Source organism: Eubacterium multiforme, assembly GCF_030813415.1.
Lineage (GTDB): Bacteria > Bacillota > Clostridia > Clostridiales > Clostridiaceae > Clostridium > Clostridium multiforme.
Map to the genome: position 1 here is coordinate 53,529 of NZ_JAUSUF010000012.1, position 15,161 is coordinate 68,689.

The 15,161-nt window shown below is 28.5% G+C and carries 13 protein-coding genes; all 13 read right to left on the reverse strand.

The features are described from left to right. Position 1 precedes the first annotated feature (1 nt). The 13 genes from J2S18_RS13375 to J2S18_RS13435 all read right to left on the reverse strand — a co-directional run bounded on the left by J2S18_RS13375 (position 2) and on the right by J2S18_RS13435 (position 14,991). Positions 2-445 (reverse strand): C-GCAxxG-C-C family (seleno)protein, encoded by a 444-nt coding sequence (locus tag J2S18_RS13375; protein WP_307487506.1) that lies wholly within the window; start codon positions 443-445, stop codon positions 2-4. 56 nt (positions 446-501) lie between these two features. Further along, on the reverse strand, positions 502-1,164 hold the full coding sequence (locus J2S18_RS13380; protein ID WP_307487508.1) for a Pr6Pr family membrane protein: 663 nt from the start codon (positions 1,162-1,164) through the stop codon (positions 502-504). A gap of 163 nt (positions 1,165-1,327) precedes the next feature. After that, positions 1,328-2,995, reverse strand: coding sequence for an aspartate-alanine antiporter (aspT, locus tag J2S18_RS13385; RefSeq protein WP_307487509.1), 1,668 nt, complete (start codon positions 2,993-2,995; stop codon positions 1,328-1,330). 28 nt (positions 2,996-3,023) lie between these two features. Continuing rightward, positions 3,024-4,610: a bifunctional aspartate transaminase/aspartate 4-decarboxylase gene (locus J2S18_RS13390; RefSeq protein WP_307487511.1), complete on the reverse strand. Its 1,587-nt coding sequence runs from the start codon at positions 4,608-4,610 to the stop codon at positions 3,024-3,026. Between the two features lie 355 nt (positions 4,611-4,965). Continuing rightward, positions 4,966-6,942, reverse strand: coding sequence for an excinuclease ABC subunit UvrB (gene uvrB, locus J2S18_RS13395; protein ID WP_307487512.1), 1,977 nt, complete (start codon positions 6,940-6,942; stop codon positions 4,966-4,968). A gap of 11 nt (positions 6,943-6,953) precedes the next feature. Beyond that, complete coding sequence (locus J2S18_RS13400; RefSeq protein ID WP_307487514.1) at positions 6,954-8,219, reverse strand: PDZ domain-containing protein; 1,266 nt, start codon at positions 8,217-8,219, stop codon at positions 6,954-6,956. Positions 8,220-8,246: 27 nt separating this feature from the next. Then, positions 8,247-9,488 (reverse strand): S41 family peptidase, encoded by a 1,242-nt coding sequence (locus tag J2S18_RS13405; RefSeq protein ID WP_307487516.1) that lies wholly within the window; start codon positions 9,486-9,488, stop codon positions 8,247-8,249. A 141-nt stretch (positions 9,489-9,629) separates the two neighbouring features. Next, positions 9,630-10,520: a permease-like cell division protein FtsX gene (gene ftsX / locus J2S18_RS13410; protein WP_307487588.1), complete on the reverse strand. Its 891-nt coding sequence runs from the start codon at positions 10,518-10,520 to the stop codon at positions 9,630-9,632. Then, positions 10,510-11,196: a cell division ATP-binding protein FtsE gene (gene ftsE, locus J2S18_RS13415; RefSeq protein ID WP_307487518.1), complete on the reverse strand. Its 687-nt coding sequence runs from the start codon at positions 11,194-11,196 to the stop codon at positions 10,510-10,512. The genes ftsX and ftsE overlap by 11 nt, the downstream gene beginning before the upstream one ends. Before the next feature lie 169 nt (positions 11,197-11,365). Continuing rightward, positions 11,366-12,214 carry a YitT family protein gene (locus J2S18_RS13420; protein WP_307487519.1) on the reverse strand — a complete coding sequence of 283 codons (849 nt, stop codon included), beginning with the start codon at positions 12,212-12,214 and terminating at the stop codon, positions 11,366-11,368. A gap of 59 nt (positions 12,215-12,273) precedes the next feature. Further along, positions 12,274-13,119 carry a YitT family protein gene (locus tag J2S18_RS13425; RefSeq protein WP_307487521.1) on the reverse strand — a complete coding sequence of 282 codons (846 nt, stop codon included), beginning with the start codon at positions 13,117-13,119 and terminating at the stop codon, positions 12,274-12,276. Between the two features lie 101 nt (positions 13,120-13,220). Further along, entirely contained in the window at positions 13,221-14,165 is a 945-nt protein-coding gene (locus J2S18_RS13430) for a transketolase family protein (RefSeq protein WP_307487523.1), read from the reverse strand. A gap of 1 nt (position 14,166) precedes the next feature. Next, the gene (locus J2S18_RS13435) at positions 14,167-14,991 is read right to left on the reverse strand and encodes a transketolase (protein WP_307487525.1); all 825 of its coding nucleotides are present in this window, start codon (positions 14,989-14,991) and stop codon (positions 14,167-14,169) included. Positions 14,992-15,161 lie beyond the last annotated feature (170 nt).

A 15,161-nucleotide genomic window follows, 5' to 3' on the forward strand; every position in this document is an offset into this window, starting at 1 on the left:
ATTATAATTCTTTTTCTCTTATAATAATTTTAGCAGTTTCTTCTGCCATTTCTCCTGTAAATCTAACGCATTGGTCCTTATGTTCCTTTGAACCTTTTACCATACCTTTAGTTAATACTTTACAGCAAGTACATTTATTCATATCAATAAACTTATCATAAAGTTCTTTAGATAATTCTAAAACCTTAGCAGACTCTTCTCCTCTAGCTTCACTTCTTCCAAATATCATTCCAAGTACTAATATTCCACCAGTTAATGCTCCACAAGTACAACCAGCTCGTCCTATTCCAACTGGAAAACCTGATGCCATCTTTACAACATCATCACTTAGTTCTTTCATAAATTCATCCTTTAAGGTTTTAACAATTGCTTCAGAACAAAAGAAATCACCGTCTCTATAATATTTTTCAGCAGTTTCTCTTATATTTTTTAAATCATTACTCATTATGATACACACCTCTCTTCTTAAGATAAAATAATTTTATCATAAAGAAAAAGGTTTTAATTATTATTTGCAAATTTTACTGATTTTTTTCTAAAACTATTAACTTTATTTAGTAGCTTGTCCACACTAACTATAATAAATGCCATAACTAAAAATTCTACAACTAATTGTATTACATTCATAAAAAACTTATTTAAAGATATTACATTTAAATCTAAGAATGGATAAGGATATACATTTATAACTTTTCCAAAAAATAATGCAATGAAAAGATAAACTATAGGAAATATAACCCAATATCTAATATCTTTATAAGTATAATCTCCTTTTTCACCAAATACTATCCAATCTAGTACAAAGGCAATTGGAGCAAATCCATGTAATATATAACTTTGAATCATTTCAATTCCCTGTTGATTCCATGCAGATTCTAAAACAAAGAAATAAACAAGTCCTGCTATACATATATATAAAGTTAATGCACCTCTTACACTTTTTTTATTTAAAAATTTTATTTTTTCATTTAAAAAGGACTTATTAATAAACCAAAGCATAACTAAAATATTGCTATACTCTGTAAAATATGAAAAATATCCAATTACTCTCCCAAAAGGAGTTGGAATTTTAGTTGCAATCATTTGACAAATAAAAGATCCAGTTAATGCAGCTAATATAAGAATTCCTGCAAAACCTCTCCAAATTTTTTTGTTTTTTTCCATTTGGTCACCTCTTTAGTATTCTTTTTACTTAATATAATAATTATATCCATTTTATTTTGATAGTCAAATTATTTGATTGTTAACATTTAATGAATAAGAATTAGTTCCAAAATAAAAAAGCTAATTAATACAAATTTTATAAGTATTAATTAGCTTTAAAATATTATCTTACAAATAATAATCCTATTGTAAGTGGTCCCATAATTGTTATTAATATATTACCTACTGCATAAGATGGTGTATAACTTAATGCAAATATACTACTTCCATTTTCTTCAGTAATTGCATTTAATGCAGCTGTTATTGTACCTGCTCCACAAAGAGATCCAATTATATCTACTGGTTCTAATTTTAGTACATATTTTCCAAAATATAATGAAAGTATATGTGGTATTAAAGATACAAGTATACCAATTAAAAGTACTGCAAATCCCATAGATTTTAGTGCTGGAACAAAGGCTGCCCCTGCTTCTAAACCTACTACTGAAATGAATAAATTTAATCCTACACTTTTTAAGAACCAACGTGTTGATGCTGGTATTTCTCCAAAACGTGGATGTTTATTTTGGTACCATCCAAATAGTAACCCTGAGAATAATGCTCCACCACCACTACCAAGAGTTAATGGAACATTGTGTATTGTTAATGCTAATGTACCAATTAATACACCTACTACAATACCAAAGGTTAAGTAACTAACATCAGTTGATGATCCAACATCTTTTATATATCCAAACTCTTTAATTATTTTTCCTATTGCATGTGATGGTCCTAATATTACTAATAAATCTCCATTTTTCATTTGAGTTTCATCTTCTAAAGTTTTACCATTTCTCTTAACTGAGATTAACATAATATTATTATTATATAAATCTTGTAGATTTTTTAAGTTAAATTCTTTTGTTAAAATTATCTCTGATTTGCTTAGTGATACATTTCTATATTTTTCATCTGAAGTTTCAGTTAAATTAGAATCTGCTACTTCTATCATTTCTGTAAGCGTACCTATTATTGTAATGTAATCTCCAGCTGATAGCTTAGTATCTTTATTAAAATTAACCTCTTCATTATTATGAAATACCTTCTCAAAAGTTAGTTTATTTTTAAATTCTTTTTCAATATCCTCAACAGTTTTTCCTACATAACTTGAATTTTCATTTATTAAGAAAGAACGCATTTTAATATTATTTAAAACAACTGAATCACTTGTTGTATCACCTTTAAAATGTATTTTTTCAATCATTCTTTTAGTTTCTTGTTTTAAATTTACTCCTAAAAGCATTGGAGCAATATTTTTTAAGAATATAAGCACTCCAACAGTTCCAAATACATATGTTATTGCATATGCAATTGCTACTTTAGATTCCATAATTGTTTTTTCTATAGAGGAAATATCTAATCCATTAATTGCTGATGCAGAAGTACCGATAACTGCTGATTGTGTTAAAGAACCTGCTATTATACCTGCACCTTCTCCTGCACTAACATGAAATATTTTAAAGCAGCCCATTGCAACAGCAAAGGCAACTATACTGAAAAATATAGCATGGATTACAAGTTTTACTCCTGACTTCTTTAAGCTATTTACAAAGGCTGGTCCAACTTCATAACCTATTGTAAATATAAATAGACTAAAAAATATATTTTTTACTATAGGAGAAATTTTAAATAATCCTAGTTGTCCTAAAATTAATCCTATTATAAGTGTTCCAACTGTTGATCCTAAACTAAAGGACTTATATTTTAATTTTCCTATTAAATATCCAAATGCTAAACAAATAAAAATTGCTACACTTGGATTCTTCTCCAAGAAATCAATTACTATATTCAAAAAAATCACCTTCTACTTATTTTAAAAATTATTTTTGTGAATTGTATTTATCATGATATTCTGATAATAATTCTAAAACTTGTTTAGCAATCTTTTTGTATGCTTCATCTGGTAAGTTAGCTTGGGATACTCTTAATGTTCCTGGAGTTGCTCCAAAACCTACACCTTCCATTAATACTACTCCATTCATTTCTGCCAAACGTAGTAGAAAATCAATAGGTTCAAAATTATCTTTCAAATATTCTTTAAACTTGTCATCATATAAATTACTTGCAAGTTCATAAATATCTATTAATGAATAGTATTTAGCATTTTCTATACTATTATCTTCCTTTACTCCTAATGTAGAGAATAAGTCATGATATCTTGAACTTACTAATTTCTTAGCACTTTCAATATATGGATCACAATTATTAGTAACTAATGCACTAAGTGCAAATAGTGCCATTTGGATTTGTTGTGGTGTTGATAATCCTGATGTATGATAAAGACCTACTGAACGGCTATCTGCTACAAGTCTATCAATAAATTTCATCTTACGTGGTTCTAATGTAACAAGACCATATCTCTTATCAAGATCTTTTAATTTTTCTTCTGGTAATTTAGCTATTAAATCATCAAAAACATTTTCTTCATTTGTTGCAATTAATCCAAGTCTCCAACCTGTTGCACCATATAATTTTGAGAATGAATATACAAGTAATGTATTATGAGGTGCTACTGCATATATTGTTTGAAAATCATTAACAAATGTTCCGTAAACATCATCTGTAATTATTATTAAATCTTTACGTTCCTTTACAATTTCAGCAATATGATTAAGTGCTTCCTTACTTAATGCCCTTGAGCCTGGATTTGATGGATTTACAAAAAATAATGCTTTAATGCTTTCATCCTTTAATTTATTTAATTCGTCTAAATCCAAAATCCAATTATTTTCTTCTTTAGATGTTAAATCAACTTCAACCATTTCATAATCTTGTAATTCAGGAATTTGTAAGTATGGAGTAAAGATAGGTGTATTTATTGCAATCTTATCTCCTTCTTTTATTATTCCATTTTCCTTTAATGAATTAAATATATAGCATATTGCTGCTGTTCCACCTTCTGTTGGAAATACTGATGTTTCATCTTTAAGAGTTACCCCATTATATAATTCTTTTTGTAAGTACATATTTAAAATCTTTTCTGTATTTACTAAACATCTACTTGGAACTGGATAATTATTTGCTATTGCACCATCAACAAATTCTTTAACTAATTCATCCTTATTTAGTTTTAACTCATTAGTACAATAATTTATAGCATCTTTTAAGAAAGTATCAATATTATGACTTCCATCTAAAAATTCATCAAACCTTTTACTAATATCCTTTAATGATGTATATCCAGCTAAATTGCCTTCATGCATTGTTCTTTGAGATTCAATTACTCCAAATTCAACTATTCTAGCAAGAGCTAATCTACCTTGAGTATTTATCCAATTAGGATTTCCTCTTCCTGCATTTAAAAATACATTATGCTTTTCATTATTTTTAGCAAGACTTAACATTTTGCTGCTAATTTCGAAAGCTCCTAATTTTTCTAATTTTTCTTCAAATTTCTTTGTAATCATGAATAACAACTCCTTATAGTAAATTATCATAAAATATCTAATATTTGCATTCATTTTCCCCAAATACATATATTAAATATCTTAGTGTCATTTATTATATTAGTCCTTTATTTATAATTTAAAAGTTTTCTATTATATACTTTGTTTAATATTTTCTTTATTTTATGATTGATATTATATTTATTTCCTTAATATTATGTAATTATTTTCATCTTTATAATGAGTTTATCAGTTTTTTGTATTTTACCCATTATTTTGTATATTATCTGTTAACTTATTAACTGTAAAAGCATAAATTTATAAATAAAAAAGATACTCCTATTAAAAGGAGTACCTTTTTAACATATAATTTTTCCTAATTTTTCTTAAGTTTAGCTATCATATCTCTAAGTTCTGCGGCTCTTTCAAACTGAAGATTTTTAGAAGCATCCATCATTTCATCTGTATACTTTTTAATTAAATCTTTTCTTTCTTTTTTATTCATATTTTTAGGTTGATTATCTATTTCATACTTAGTTTCCTCTTCTGAAACTTTAGTAGCCTCAATTACTTCTCTTACATCTTTAATTATTGTTGTAGGAATTATATTATGCTTTGTATTATATTCTTCTTGAATAACTCTTCTTCTCTCTGTTTCTTTTATAGCTCTATCCATTGAGCCAGTTATTCTATCTGCATACATTATAACTTTACTTTCAGAGTTTCTTGCAGCTCTTCCTATTGTTTGAATAAGGGAAGTTTCTGATCTTAAGAATCCTTCTTTATCAGCATCTAAAATTGCAACTAAGGCAACTTCTGGAATATCAAGTCCTTCTCTTAAAAGGTTAATTCCAACTAAAACATCATATTTTCCAAGTCTTAAATCCCTTATAATTTTCATTCTTTCAATTGTATCAATGTCAGAATGCATATAAGTTGTCTTTATTCCAAGTTCTATTAAATACTTAGTTAAATCCTCTGCCATTTTTTTAGTTAATGTTGTAATAAGAGTTCTAAATCCTCTTTCTGTCGTTTTTCTTATTTCTCCATACAAGTCATCAATTTGACCTGTTACTGGTTTTATTATAATTTCTGGATCCAATAAACCTGTAGGTCTTATTATTTGTTCTGCAACAACCTTTGCATGTTCCTCTTCATATTTTCCTGGTGTGGCACTTACAAAGACAACTTGGTTTATTTTCTTTTCAAATTCCTCAAATTTTAATGGTCTATTATCATAAGCACATGGTAATCTAAATCCATATTCAACTAATGTATCCTTTCTTGATCTATCTCCAGCATACATTGCTCTAACCTGTGGAAGGGTTACGTGACTTTCATCAATAAACATTAAGTAATCATCCTTAGGAAAATAATCAAGTAATGTTTTAGGAGGAGTTCCTGGTGCTCTTCCATCTAATATTCTTGAATAATTTTCTATTCCACTACAGTATCCCATTTCTCTTATCATTTCTATATCAAAATTAGTTCTTTGTCTTAACCTTTGAGATTCTAATAATTTATCCTGTGCATTTAATTCTCTTAATCTATCTTCAAGTTCTTCTTCAATTATAACAATTGATTTATCTAATACTTCCTTTGAAGCAGCAAAGTGAGATGCTGGATGTATTTGAGCATGATTTCTCTCTCCAAGAATTTTTCCTGTTAAAACATCGAATTCCCTAATTCTATCAATTTCATCTCCAAAAAATTCTACTCTAATTCCTTTATTTGAAGATGATGCTGGAATAATATCTAAAGAATCTCCTCTAACTCTAAAGGTTCCTCTTGAAAAATCAATATCATTTCTTTCATATTGAATTTCTATAAGTTTCTTTATTATTTCATCTCTATCCATTTCCATTCCAGTTCTAAGACTTATTGTAAGTTTTTTATACTCATCTGGATTACCTAGTCCATATATACAAGATACTGATGCAACAATAATTACATCTTTCCTTTCAAAAAGAGCTGATGTAGCTGAGTGACGAAGTTTATCTATTTCATCATTTATAGATGCATCCTTCTCAATAAAAGTATCTGTTTGAGGAACATAAGCCTCTGGTTGATAGTAATCATAATAAGATACAAAATATTCAACTATACTATCTGGGAAAAATTCTTTAAATTCTGAACAAAGTTGTGCTGCTAGTGTTTTATTATGAGCCAATACAATAGTTGGTTTTTGAGTTCTCTCTATTATATTTGCCATAGTAAAAGTTTTTCCTGAACCTGTAACTCCCAAAAGTGTTTGAAATTCATTTCCATCATTTATAGAATGAACTATCTTATCTATTGCTTGTGGTTGATCTCCCATTGGTTTAAACTTAGATTTTATTTTAAATTCTCCCATAAATCCACCTCTTAACTATTTTTAAGTTTATCTAAAATTTCATTAATTTTATTTTTTGTTAAGTCTACCTTTTTCTTATCATCAACAGTTCTTGGAACAAGAAGCATTCCTGGAATCTTACCTTTTCCAACCTGAACCTTTTTTCTTTCTCCATTTAAACTTTCTACTTCAAGTTCAACATTCATATAATTATTCATTAATGCCTCATATATCTCTTTTTCACTTTCAATACATTTTCCTCTAAGGGCAGTTATCCTATCTCCCACTCTTATTCCTGCTAAATAAGATTTTGATAAAGGAACAACTTCTAAAACACAAATTCCCTTATCATCACTATAAAACATAGGTTTCTCTTTATCTTCTATTTTATTAGAAATTCTAACCATTATTTCATAAATTAATGGAACCATTATTACAACAAATATTTTACCTGCTAGTCCAAGTTTTGCCACTAATGAAATTAAGCAGATTAATATTCCATATATTATCATTTGTATACCAGAAGTTAATATTTTCATCTTCTTAGTTTTAGTAAAAGTAATTGATGAATAATTACTTATAGAAAAATAAGGTATCATAACTAATGTTCCTGTTGCTATTAAAGCAATAACTTGACTGTTAGAAATTATTGGCCACCAACTTGGATAACTTATATTTTCTATTATTTTATTTGAATCAATTCCATTTAATAATGAAATAAATAATGCAATTGGCATTATCCAACACCTATTTAGCATATATCCACCTATTACTTTTCCATTATTTTTAGAAAATATAGGTATACTTCCTCTACTTCCATCAAACATAATCAATAATCCTTGAATTATGTAAATTACTCCAACTACAATAATTAATGCTGTTATATTAAGTTTCAAAAAATCATTTTTATCCCCACCAATATTTAGATAAGTTACAATTATACTTAAGCCTCCAATAATTCCACCTAAGTAAGCAAAATTTATTATTTTCCTCTTAAAAGCAAGTACTAATATTGATAATGCAAGTAGAAACTCAATACCTGAATTTTGTTTAAATACAACACCTAATGTACTAAGAATTATACTTATTATAGCTCCACTAATTATTCCTAATGTTATTTGTGATAATGTAAGTTCTAGGGGAGAGTTAATACTCTCCCCTAGAACCATTTTCTGCATTAAAGTAACTTTTCTATTTTTCAAGTAAAACATTATCCCAATAATAATTAAAACTAATAATAAAGAAGGTGAAATAAATATATATGCTACTGATTTTAATGTATTTAAAATTAAATCCATAGTTCCTCCTAAATTACTTATTTTTATTTATTTTTTGTTTATAACCTCTAAAGCTTTATTTAACTGACTATCATTTTTTATATTGTAAGGTTTATCTAAAAAGTTTTTAGGTAATTCCACCACTATATTAGGCTTAATTCCCTTATGATTAATATTTTCTCCATCTGGAGTATAATACTTTGATACAGTAACCTTTAAGGCACTTCCATCTTTAAATTCTACTGGTGCTTGAACTATACCCTTTCCAAAAGTATTAGTTCCAATTATAGTTGCTGCATCATAATCTCTTAAAGCTCCTGTAACAACTTCTGATGCACTGGCACTTCCTCCATTAACAAGGACTACTAAAGGCATCCCTTCTGCAATTCCACCTTTTGAAACCTCTTCTGCTCTATTGTTATATTTATCTACTGTATATGTTATTATCTTTCCCTTAGGAATGAATTGTGATGCAACACCTACAGCTTCTGACAGATATCCACCTGGATTACCTCTTAAATCCAGTATCATTTTCTTCATTCCTTTAGCCTTTAACTTTTCTATTTCGCTTTTAAAGTCCTTAGTAACTCCTGCATTAAATGATGCTATTTGGATGTATCCAACATTCTTCTCTAACATCTTTCCAGCAACAGAATCTGTCTTTATAACATCTCTCATAACTTTAACATCAAAAGGTTTCTCACCCTTTCTTTGAATTGTTAATGTTACTTCTTCTTTCTTTTTACCTTTGATTAAAGATGTTACCTTTTCTACATCTCCACCAACTTTTTTGCCATTTACTGCAAGAATAACATCATTGCTCTTTAATCCAGCCTTTGCAGCTGGTGATCCATCTATAGGTGCTATTATAGTTACCTTACCATCTTTAACTCCTACAAAAACTCCGATACCCATATATTCTCCAGAATTTTGTTCATTAAACTTTTTGTATTCATCAGAATTCATATATATTGTATATGGATCACCTAATGAATTTACCATACCTTTAATAGCCCCTTGTAATAATTTATTATCATCTATTTCTCCATCATAATTTTTAATTAAAGCCTTTCTAACTTCAAAAAGTTCTTTATATTTACCTATATCATCAAAACCTTTAAAAGTACTCTCAACCTTTGAATTGGCAGATGGAAGAACAACTCCTTTAGTTGCTGCAAAATTTCCTAAATAAAAACTTCCAAAGCATAAAATTACAACTAAAATTGCACCTATTATGCCATAATATATTCTTTTATTACCCTTATTTCCGTTATCACCATACGGCTTCATTAGCAAAACATCCTTTCTAAACTCTCACTCACCTCTAATTTTATAATACTATTATACCCTTTTTTCCACATTAAACTAAACTCAGTAGGAAAAATTTCCTACTGAGTTATTATAAATATATTTTATTCAGTTTTATAAATTTTATACTATTAAGAATTTTCTTAAAGCTGCATAACTTGCAACTCCACCAACTACTAATCCACCTAAGGCAAAATATAGTAATAATGATGTTCCAACATAACTTAAAGGAACTAGTGATATTAATAGTAATTTTCCTGATATCCAAGTAATGAAGCCTTTATATGCAATAAATATTAATAGTACAGATAATAAGGCTCCCACAAGACCTATTATCATACCCTCAATTATAAATGGCCATCTAATGAACCAGTCTGTTGCACCAACAAACTTCATTATTCCAACTTCTCTTCTTCTTGAATATACTGTTAACTTTGTTGTATTCATTATTAAGAATACTGCAACACCTACTAGTATTATAAATAATACTAATCCTACTCCTTTAATAGCATTTACTACTTTTGTTATTGTATTTATAAGATCCTGTTGATTACCTATACTTTCAACTCCAGGTAAATTTTTAATTCCCTCTGTTACTGATTTTGCATAGCTAGGATCACTTAATTTTACAATATATGATGCTGGGAATGGATTTTTATCAAGACTATATCCTTCTAATAATCCTTTATTTTCCTTTGTGCTTTCTTGGAAGCTTTTAAATGCATCATCCTTTGATTCATATTGAACTTCTTTTACTCCTGGAAGTTCATGTAACTTAATTTCAACTTCTCTTTTTTCTATCAGTTTAATGTCATCTTTTAAGAATACTTTAAGTTCAACTTTTGATTGAACATTATCAAGTGCTAATCCTACGTTCTTTGTCATAAGTAAGAATATACCTAATACGAAGAATGTAATAAGTACTGTAATAACTGAAGCAAAACAAATTGTCTTATTTCTTCTTAAACTTTTTGAAGCATCAGAAATAAAATGACTTACTGTATTAATTTTCATCATTGTACCTACCTTTCTTCTCGTCTCTTACAATTTCCCCTTTTTCTATAGCAATAACTCTCTTCTTCATGTCATTAACAATATCTTGAGCATGTGTTGCCATAAGAACTGTTGTACCAGCCTTATTTATATCATCTAAAAGTTCCATTATTTCCTTTGATGTATCAGGATCTAAGTTTCCTGTAGGCTCATCGGCAATTAAAACTGATGGATTGTTAACTATAGCTCTCGCTAAAGAAACTCTTTGTTGTTCCCCTCCTGATAATTCATGTGGAAACATTTTATATTTATGTGATAATCCAACTAATGATAACACCATTGGTACTCTTCTTCTTATTTCCTTTGGAGTAGCTTCAACTACCTTCATAGCAAAGGCTACATTTTCATAAACATTTAGACTTGGTATTAATCTAAAATCTTGAAAAACCATTCCTATTTTTCTTCTATAGTATGGTGTTTGCTTTCTTGTTATTTCTGATAAGTCTTTACCTGACACAATTAAATGTCCAGATGTAGGCTCAACTTCCTTTAATATCATTTTTATAAAAGTTGATTTACCAGCTCCTGATGGTCCAACTAGAAATACGAAGTCTCCTGCTTCTATCTCTACATTTACATCTGATAGAGCTTTTACATTGTTATCGTAAATTTTAGATACATTCTTAAATTCTATCATTCTCTAAACACTCCTTATAGATTTGGACTCAATTAATAAACCCCCTGTGTCCATTATACAAAGCTATTATATCACATGTATTCCTTCATATAATATAAAATTTTATTAAGTTTTTAATATTATCCTAAAATTCAACAAAATAACACAACTTCTTCTGTAATATTTTGGATTATACTATTTCTGTAAAACCTTCCCCTAATACTTCATGGACTTCTCCAACAGTAACAAAGGCTTTTTTATCTATATCTCCAATATGATTTTTTAATTTTATAAACTCATTTCTATTTAAAACTGTATAAATAATATAACTGTCCTTTTTAGAAAAACCTCCCATACCTTTAAGACATGTACATCCTCTTGAAAGTTCATCTAATATAAATTTACTTATTTTCTCAGTTTCTTCACTTATAATAATTACTTCTTTACAAACATTAAATCCTTCTATAACCTTATCTATTGTAACTCCTAATATTATTACGCTTAACATTGAATAAAAACCTAAATTTAATCCAAATACATAAGCTCCTAAAAGAGTTATTATAAGATCCACTATGAGTAAAGATTTTCCAATATCTATATGTAAAAATTTATTCATTAGTTTAGCTATAATATCTGTCCCACCTGTAGATGAATTTTTATTAAATACTAGTGCCATTCCAAAGGCAGATATTAATGTTCCAAAAATAGTTGCTATTATTAAATCTGTTGTAATAGCAAATGGATTTAGAAACTTTTCTATAAGCCACATAAATACAGACATAGCAATGCTAGCATATATTGTCCTTCCACCGAAGTTACCATCAATAAACATAAATGCTACAACAAATAATATTAAATTTATTATTAATGTAATTATACCTACTCCAATAAATGGAACAAACTTATTTAGTACAATTGCAAGTCCAGTAACTCCACCTGCTGCTAATTTATTTGGTGCAAAAAAATATTCTACTGAAATAGCAACTAATATTACACCAAATGTAATTATAGAATAATCTTTTAATAATTTTTGATTCATCCGATCACCCCATATTCTTTAAATTTTTATAATATTAACTTATAAAGTTTATAAGCATATTATTCTAAGTCAACAAATCCTTTACCTAATACATTGTATGCATCATTAACTATAACAAAAGCATTAGGTTCATTTTCCCTTACAAATCTTCTAACTTTCATAAGTTGAGCTCTGCTAAGAACACAATATACTACATCTTTATTTTCTCCAGTGTATCCACCTTTACCATTAAATATAGTACATCCTCTATCTATTTCATCTATGATATATCCCCTTAGAACATCAGTTTTTTCAGTAAATATAATTACCTGATAACATGTACTAAATCCTGATATAACCTTATCTATTACTATTCCATTTAATAGGACACAAATAGCTGCATATATTCCTTTTTCAATACCAAAAGTAAATGCACTTAAGGTTACAACTAATATATCTACCATTTGCATACCTTTTCCCATATCTATATGAAAAAACTTATTTAGTATTTTTGCTATTATGTCCGTTCCACCAGTTGAAGCATTTTGAGTAAAAACTATTCCAAGACCAATTCCTAAAAGTGTACTTCCTGCAATTGTTGCAAGCATTGGATTGTTTGGAATACCTACTGGTTTAATGAAAGCTTCTGCAAACCAGTTAATAAATGATAATCCCATTGCTGCATATATTGTTTTTCCTCCAAAACTTTTTCCTATAACAATAAAAGCTAGTATAAATAAAAATACATTCATAATTGCCATTAAAATACCAAGATTAGCATTTGGTATATAATGATTAACTACAAGTGCAATTCCCGTAACTCCTCCACCAGTTATATTGTTTGGAACATAAAAATATTGGATAGCAATTCCTACAAATATTATTCCGATGGTTATAATTCCATACTCTCTAATTTTCTCTTTCATATTTCCCCCCTAAATTTTTAATTCTTTTATTTTTAAGCATAAAAATAACAGTATAATATCCCTACTATACTGTTATATCATATTTGCAATAAATTTTGCTATTATTTTCTAAAACTCATTGCTTTTTTCGCTTTTTCAGCTACATTTTTAGCAGTTAGTCCATAGGCTTCTAATAATTCATTTGGTTTTCCACTTTCACCAAAAGTATCTTGTACTCCAACCTTTAATACAGGTACTGGATACTCTTCTGTTAAAACTTCTGAAACAGCTGATCCAAGTCCACCAATTATGCTATGTTCTTCTGCTGTAACTATAGCTCCTGTTTCCTTTGCAGCTTTAACTAAGATTTCTCTATCTATTGGTTTTAAAGTATGTATGTTAATTACTCTTGCTTTAATTCCTTCTTCTGCTAAAATCTCTGCTGCCTCTAAAGCTACATCAACCATTATTCCTGTAGCAACTAATGTTACATCATTTCCTTCTTTTAAAGTAACACCTTTTCCTAATTCAAACTTGTAAGTGTCTTTATCATTTATAATATTAACAGCTGCTCTTCCAAGTCTTACATAACAAGGTCCGTTAAATTCAGCAACAGCCTTTATTACTGCATCAGTTTCAACTCCATCACATGGATTTATAACTGTCATATTTGGTATGCTTCTCATTAATGATAAATCTTCAATAGCTTGGTGTGATGCTCCATCTTCACCAACTGTTAATCCTGCATGAGTTGCACAAATTTTTACATTTAATCTTGGATAGCAAATTGAATTTCTTATTTGTTCAAAAGCTCTTCCTGCTGCAAACATAGCAAATGTACTTACAAATGGAATTTTTCCGCAAGTTGACATACCAGCTGCAACTCCCATCATATTTCCTTCTGCTATTCCCATATTAAAAAATCTTTCAGGTGCAACAGCTTTAAAATCTGCAGTCTTTGTTGATTTTGAAAGGTCAGCATCTAATACAACTACATCTTTATTCATTGCTGCTAAATCTTTAAGTGCTTTTCCATATGCTTCTCTTGTGGCCATTTTGTTACTCATATTATTCTTCCCCTCCAATTTCTTTTAAAGCCTGTTCACATTGCTCTTTATTAGGAGCACTTCCATGCCAGCTTGCTTGATTTTCCATAAATGAAACGCCTTTTCCCTTTACAGTTTTACAAACAACTGCTGTTGGTTGTCCTTTATGGTTTTTAGCTTTTTCAATAGCTTCTAAAATTTCATCATAGTTATGTCCATCTATAACTAATACATTCCATCCGAAAGCTTCAAATTTCTTATCTATTGGACAAGGATTCATTACAGTTGTAATATCTCCATCAATTTGAAGTCCATTGAAATCTATAAATATTGTTAAATTATCTAATTTATATTGTGCACCAGCCATTGCTGCTTCCCACACTTGGCCTTCTTCTAATTCTCCATCTCCAAGTACTGAATAAACTCTATAATCTTTATTATCAGCCTTTCCTGCAATAGCCATTCCTACAGCTGCTGATACTCCTTGACCTAACGAACCAGTTGACATGTCAATTCCTGGTAAATCATTCATATTAGGATGTCCTTGAAGTCTTGATCCAAATTTTCTTAAAGTCATTAATTCCTTAGGATCAAAAAATCCTCTTCTTGCTAAAACACTATATAATAATGGTGCTGCATGACCTTTTGATAGAACAAATCTATCTCTATCTTCCATCTTAGGGTTTTTTGGATCTATATTCATCTCATTAAAGAATAATGTAGTTACAATATCAGTTGCTGATAATGATCCACCTGGATGTCCTGAAGCTGATTCTGTTAACATTGATACTATATCTTTTCTTATGATTTTAGCTGTATCCATAAGCTCTTGTTTATTTTTTTTCATTTCATATCCTCCCAGTAATTAATTTAACAATTTATAGATTTATTTTTCCGTTATTTCCGACTTTTATTTTATCACATATTTCCCTCTTTGTATACATTATAATATACGCTATTTAGCAATAGTGTTGTATATTTAACAGTATAGTATACACTATATTAAATAGTGCAACA

Coding starts and splice junctions, on each gene's coding strand:
- J2S18_RS13375 (WP_307487506.1), bottom strand. CDS start 445: ATGAGTAATGATTTAAAAAATATAAGAGAAACTGCTGAAAAATATTAT.
- J2S18_RS13380 (WP_307487508.1), bottom strand. CDS start 1,164: ATGGAAAAAAACAAAAAAATTTGGAGAGGTTTTGCAGGAATTCTTATA.
- J2S18_RS13390 (WP_307487511.1), bottom strand. CDS start 4,610: ATGATTACAAAGAAATTTGAAGAAAAATTAGAAAAATTAGGAGCTTTC.
- uvrB (WP_307487512.1), bottom strand. CDS start 6,942: ATGGGAGAATTTAAAATAAAATCTAAGTTTAAACCAATGGGAGATCAA.
- J2S18_RS13400 (WP_307487514.1), bottom strand. CDS start 8,219: ATGGATTTAATTTTAAATACATTAAAATCAGTAGCATATATATTTATT.
- J2S18_RS13405 (WP_307487516.1), bottom strand. CDS start 9,488: ATGAAGCCGTATGGTGATAACGGAAATAAGGGTAATAAAAGAATATAT.
- ftsX (WP_307487588.1), bottom strand. CDS start 10,520: ATGAAAATTAATACAGTAAGTCATTTTATTTCTGATGCTTCAAAAAGT.
- ftsE (WP_307487518.1), bottom strand. CDS start 11,196: ATGATAGAATTTAAGAATGTATCTAAAATTTACGATAACAATGTAAAA.
- J2S18_RS13420 (WP_307487519.1), bottom strand. CDS start 12,214: ATGAATCAAAAATTATTAAAAGATTATTCTATAATTACATTTGGTGTA.
- J2S18_RS13425 (WP_307487521.1), bottom strand. CDS start 13,119: ATGAAAGAGAAAATTAGAGAGTATGGAATTATAACCATCGGAATAATA.
- J2S18_RS13430 (WP_307487523.1), bottom strand. CDS start 14,165: ATGAGTAACAAAATGGCCACAAGAGAAGCATATGGAAAAGCACTTAAA.
- J2S18_RS13435 (WP_307487525.1), bottom strand. CDS start 14,991: ATGAAAAAAAATAAACAAGAGCTTATGGATACAGCTAAAATCATAAGA.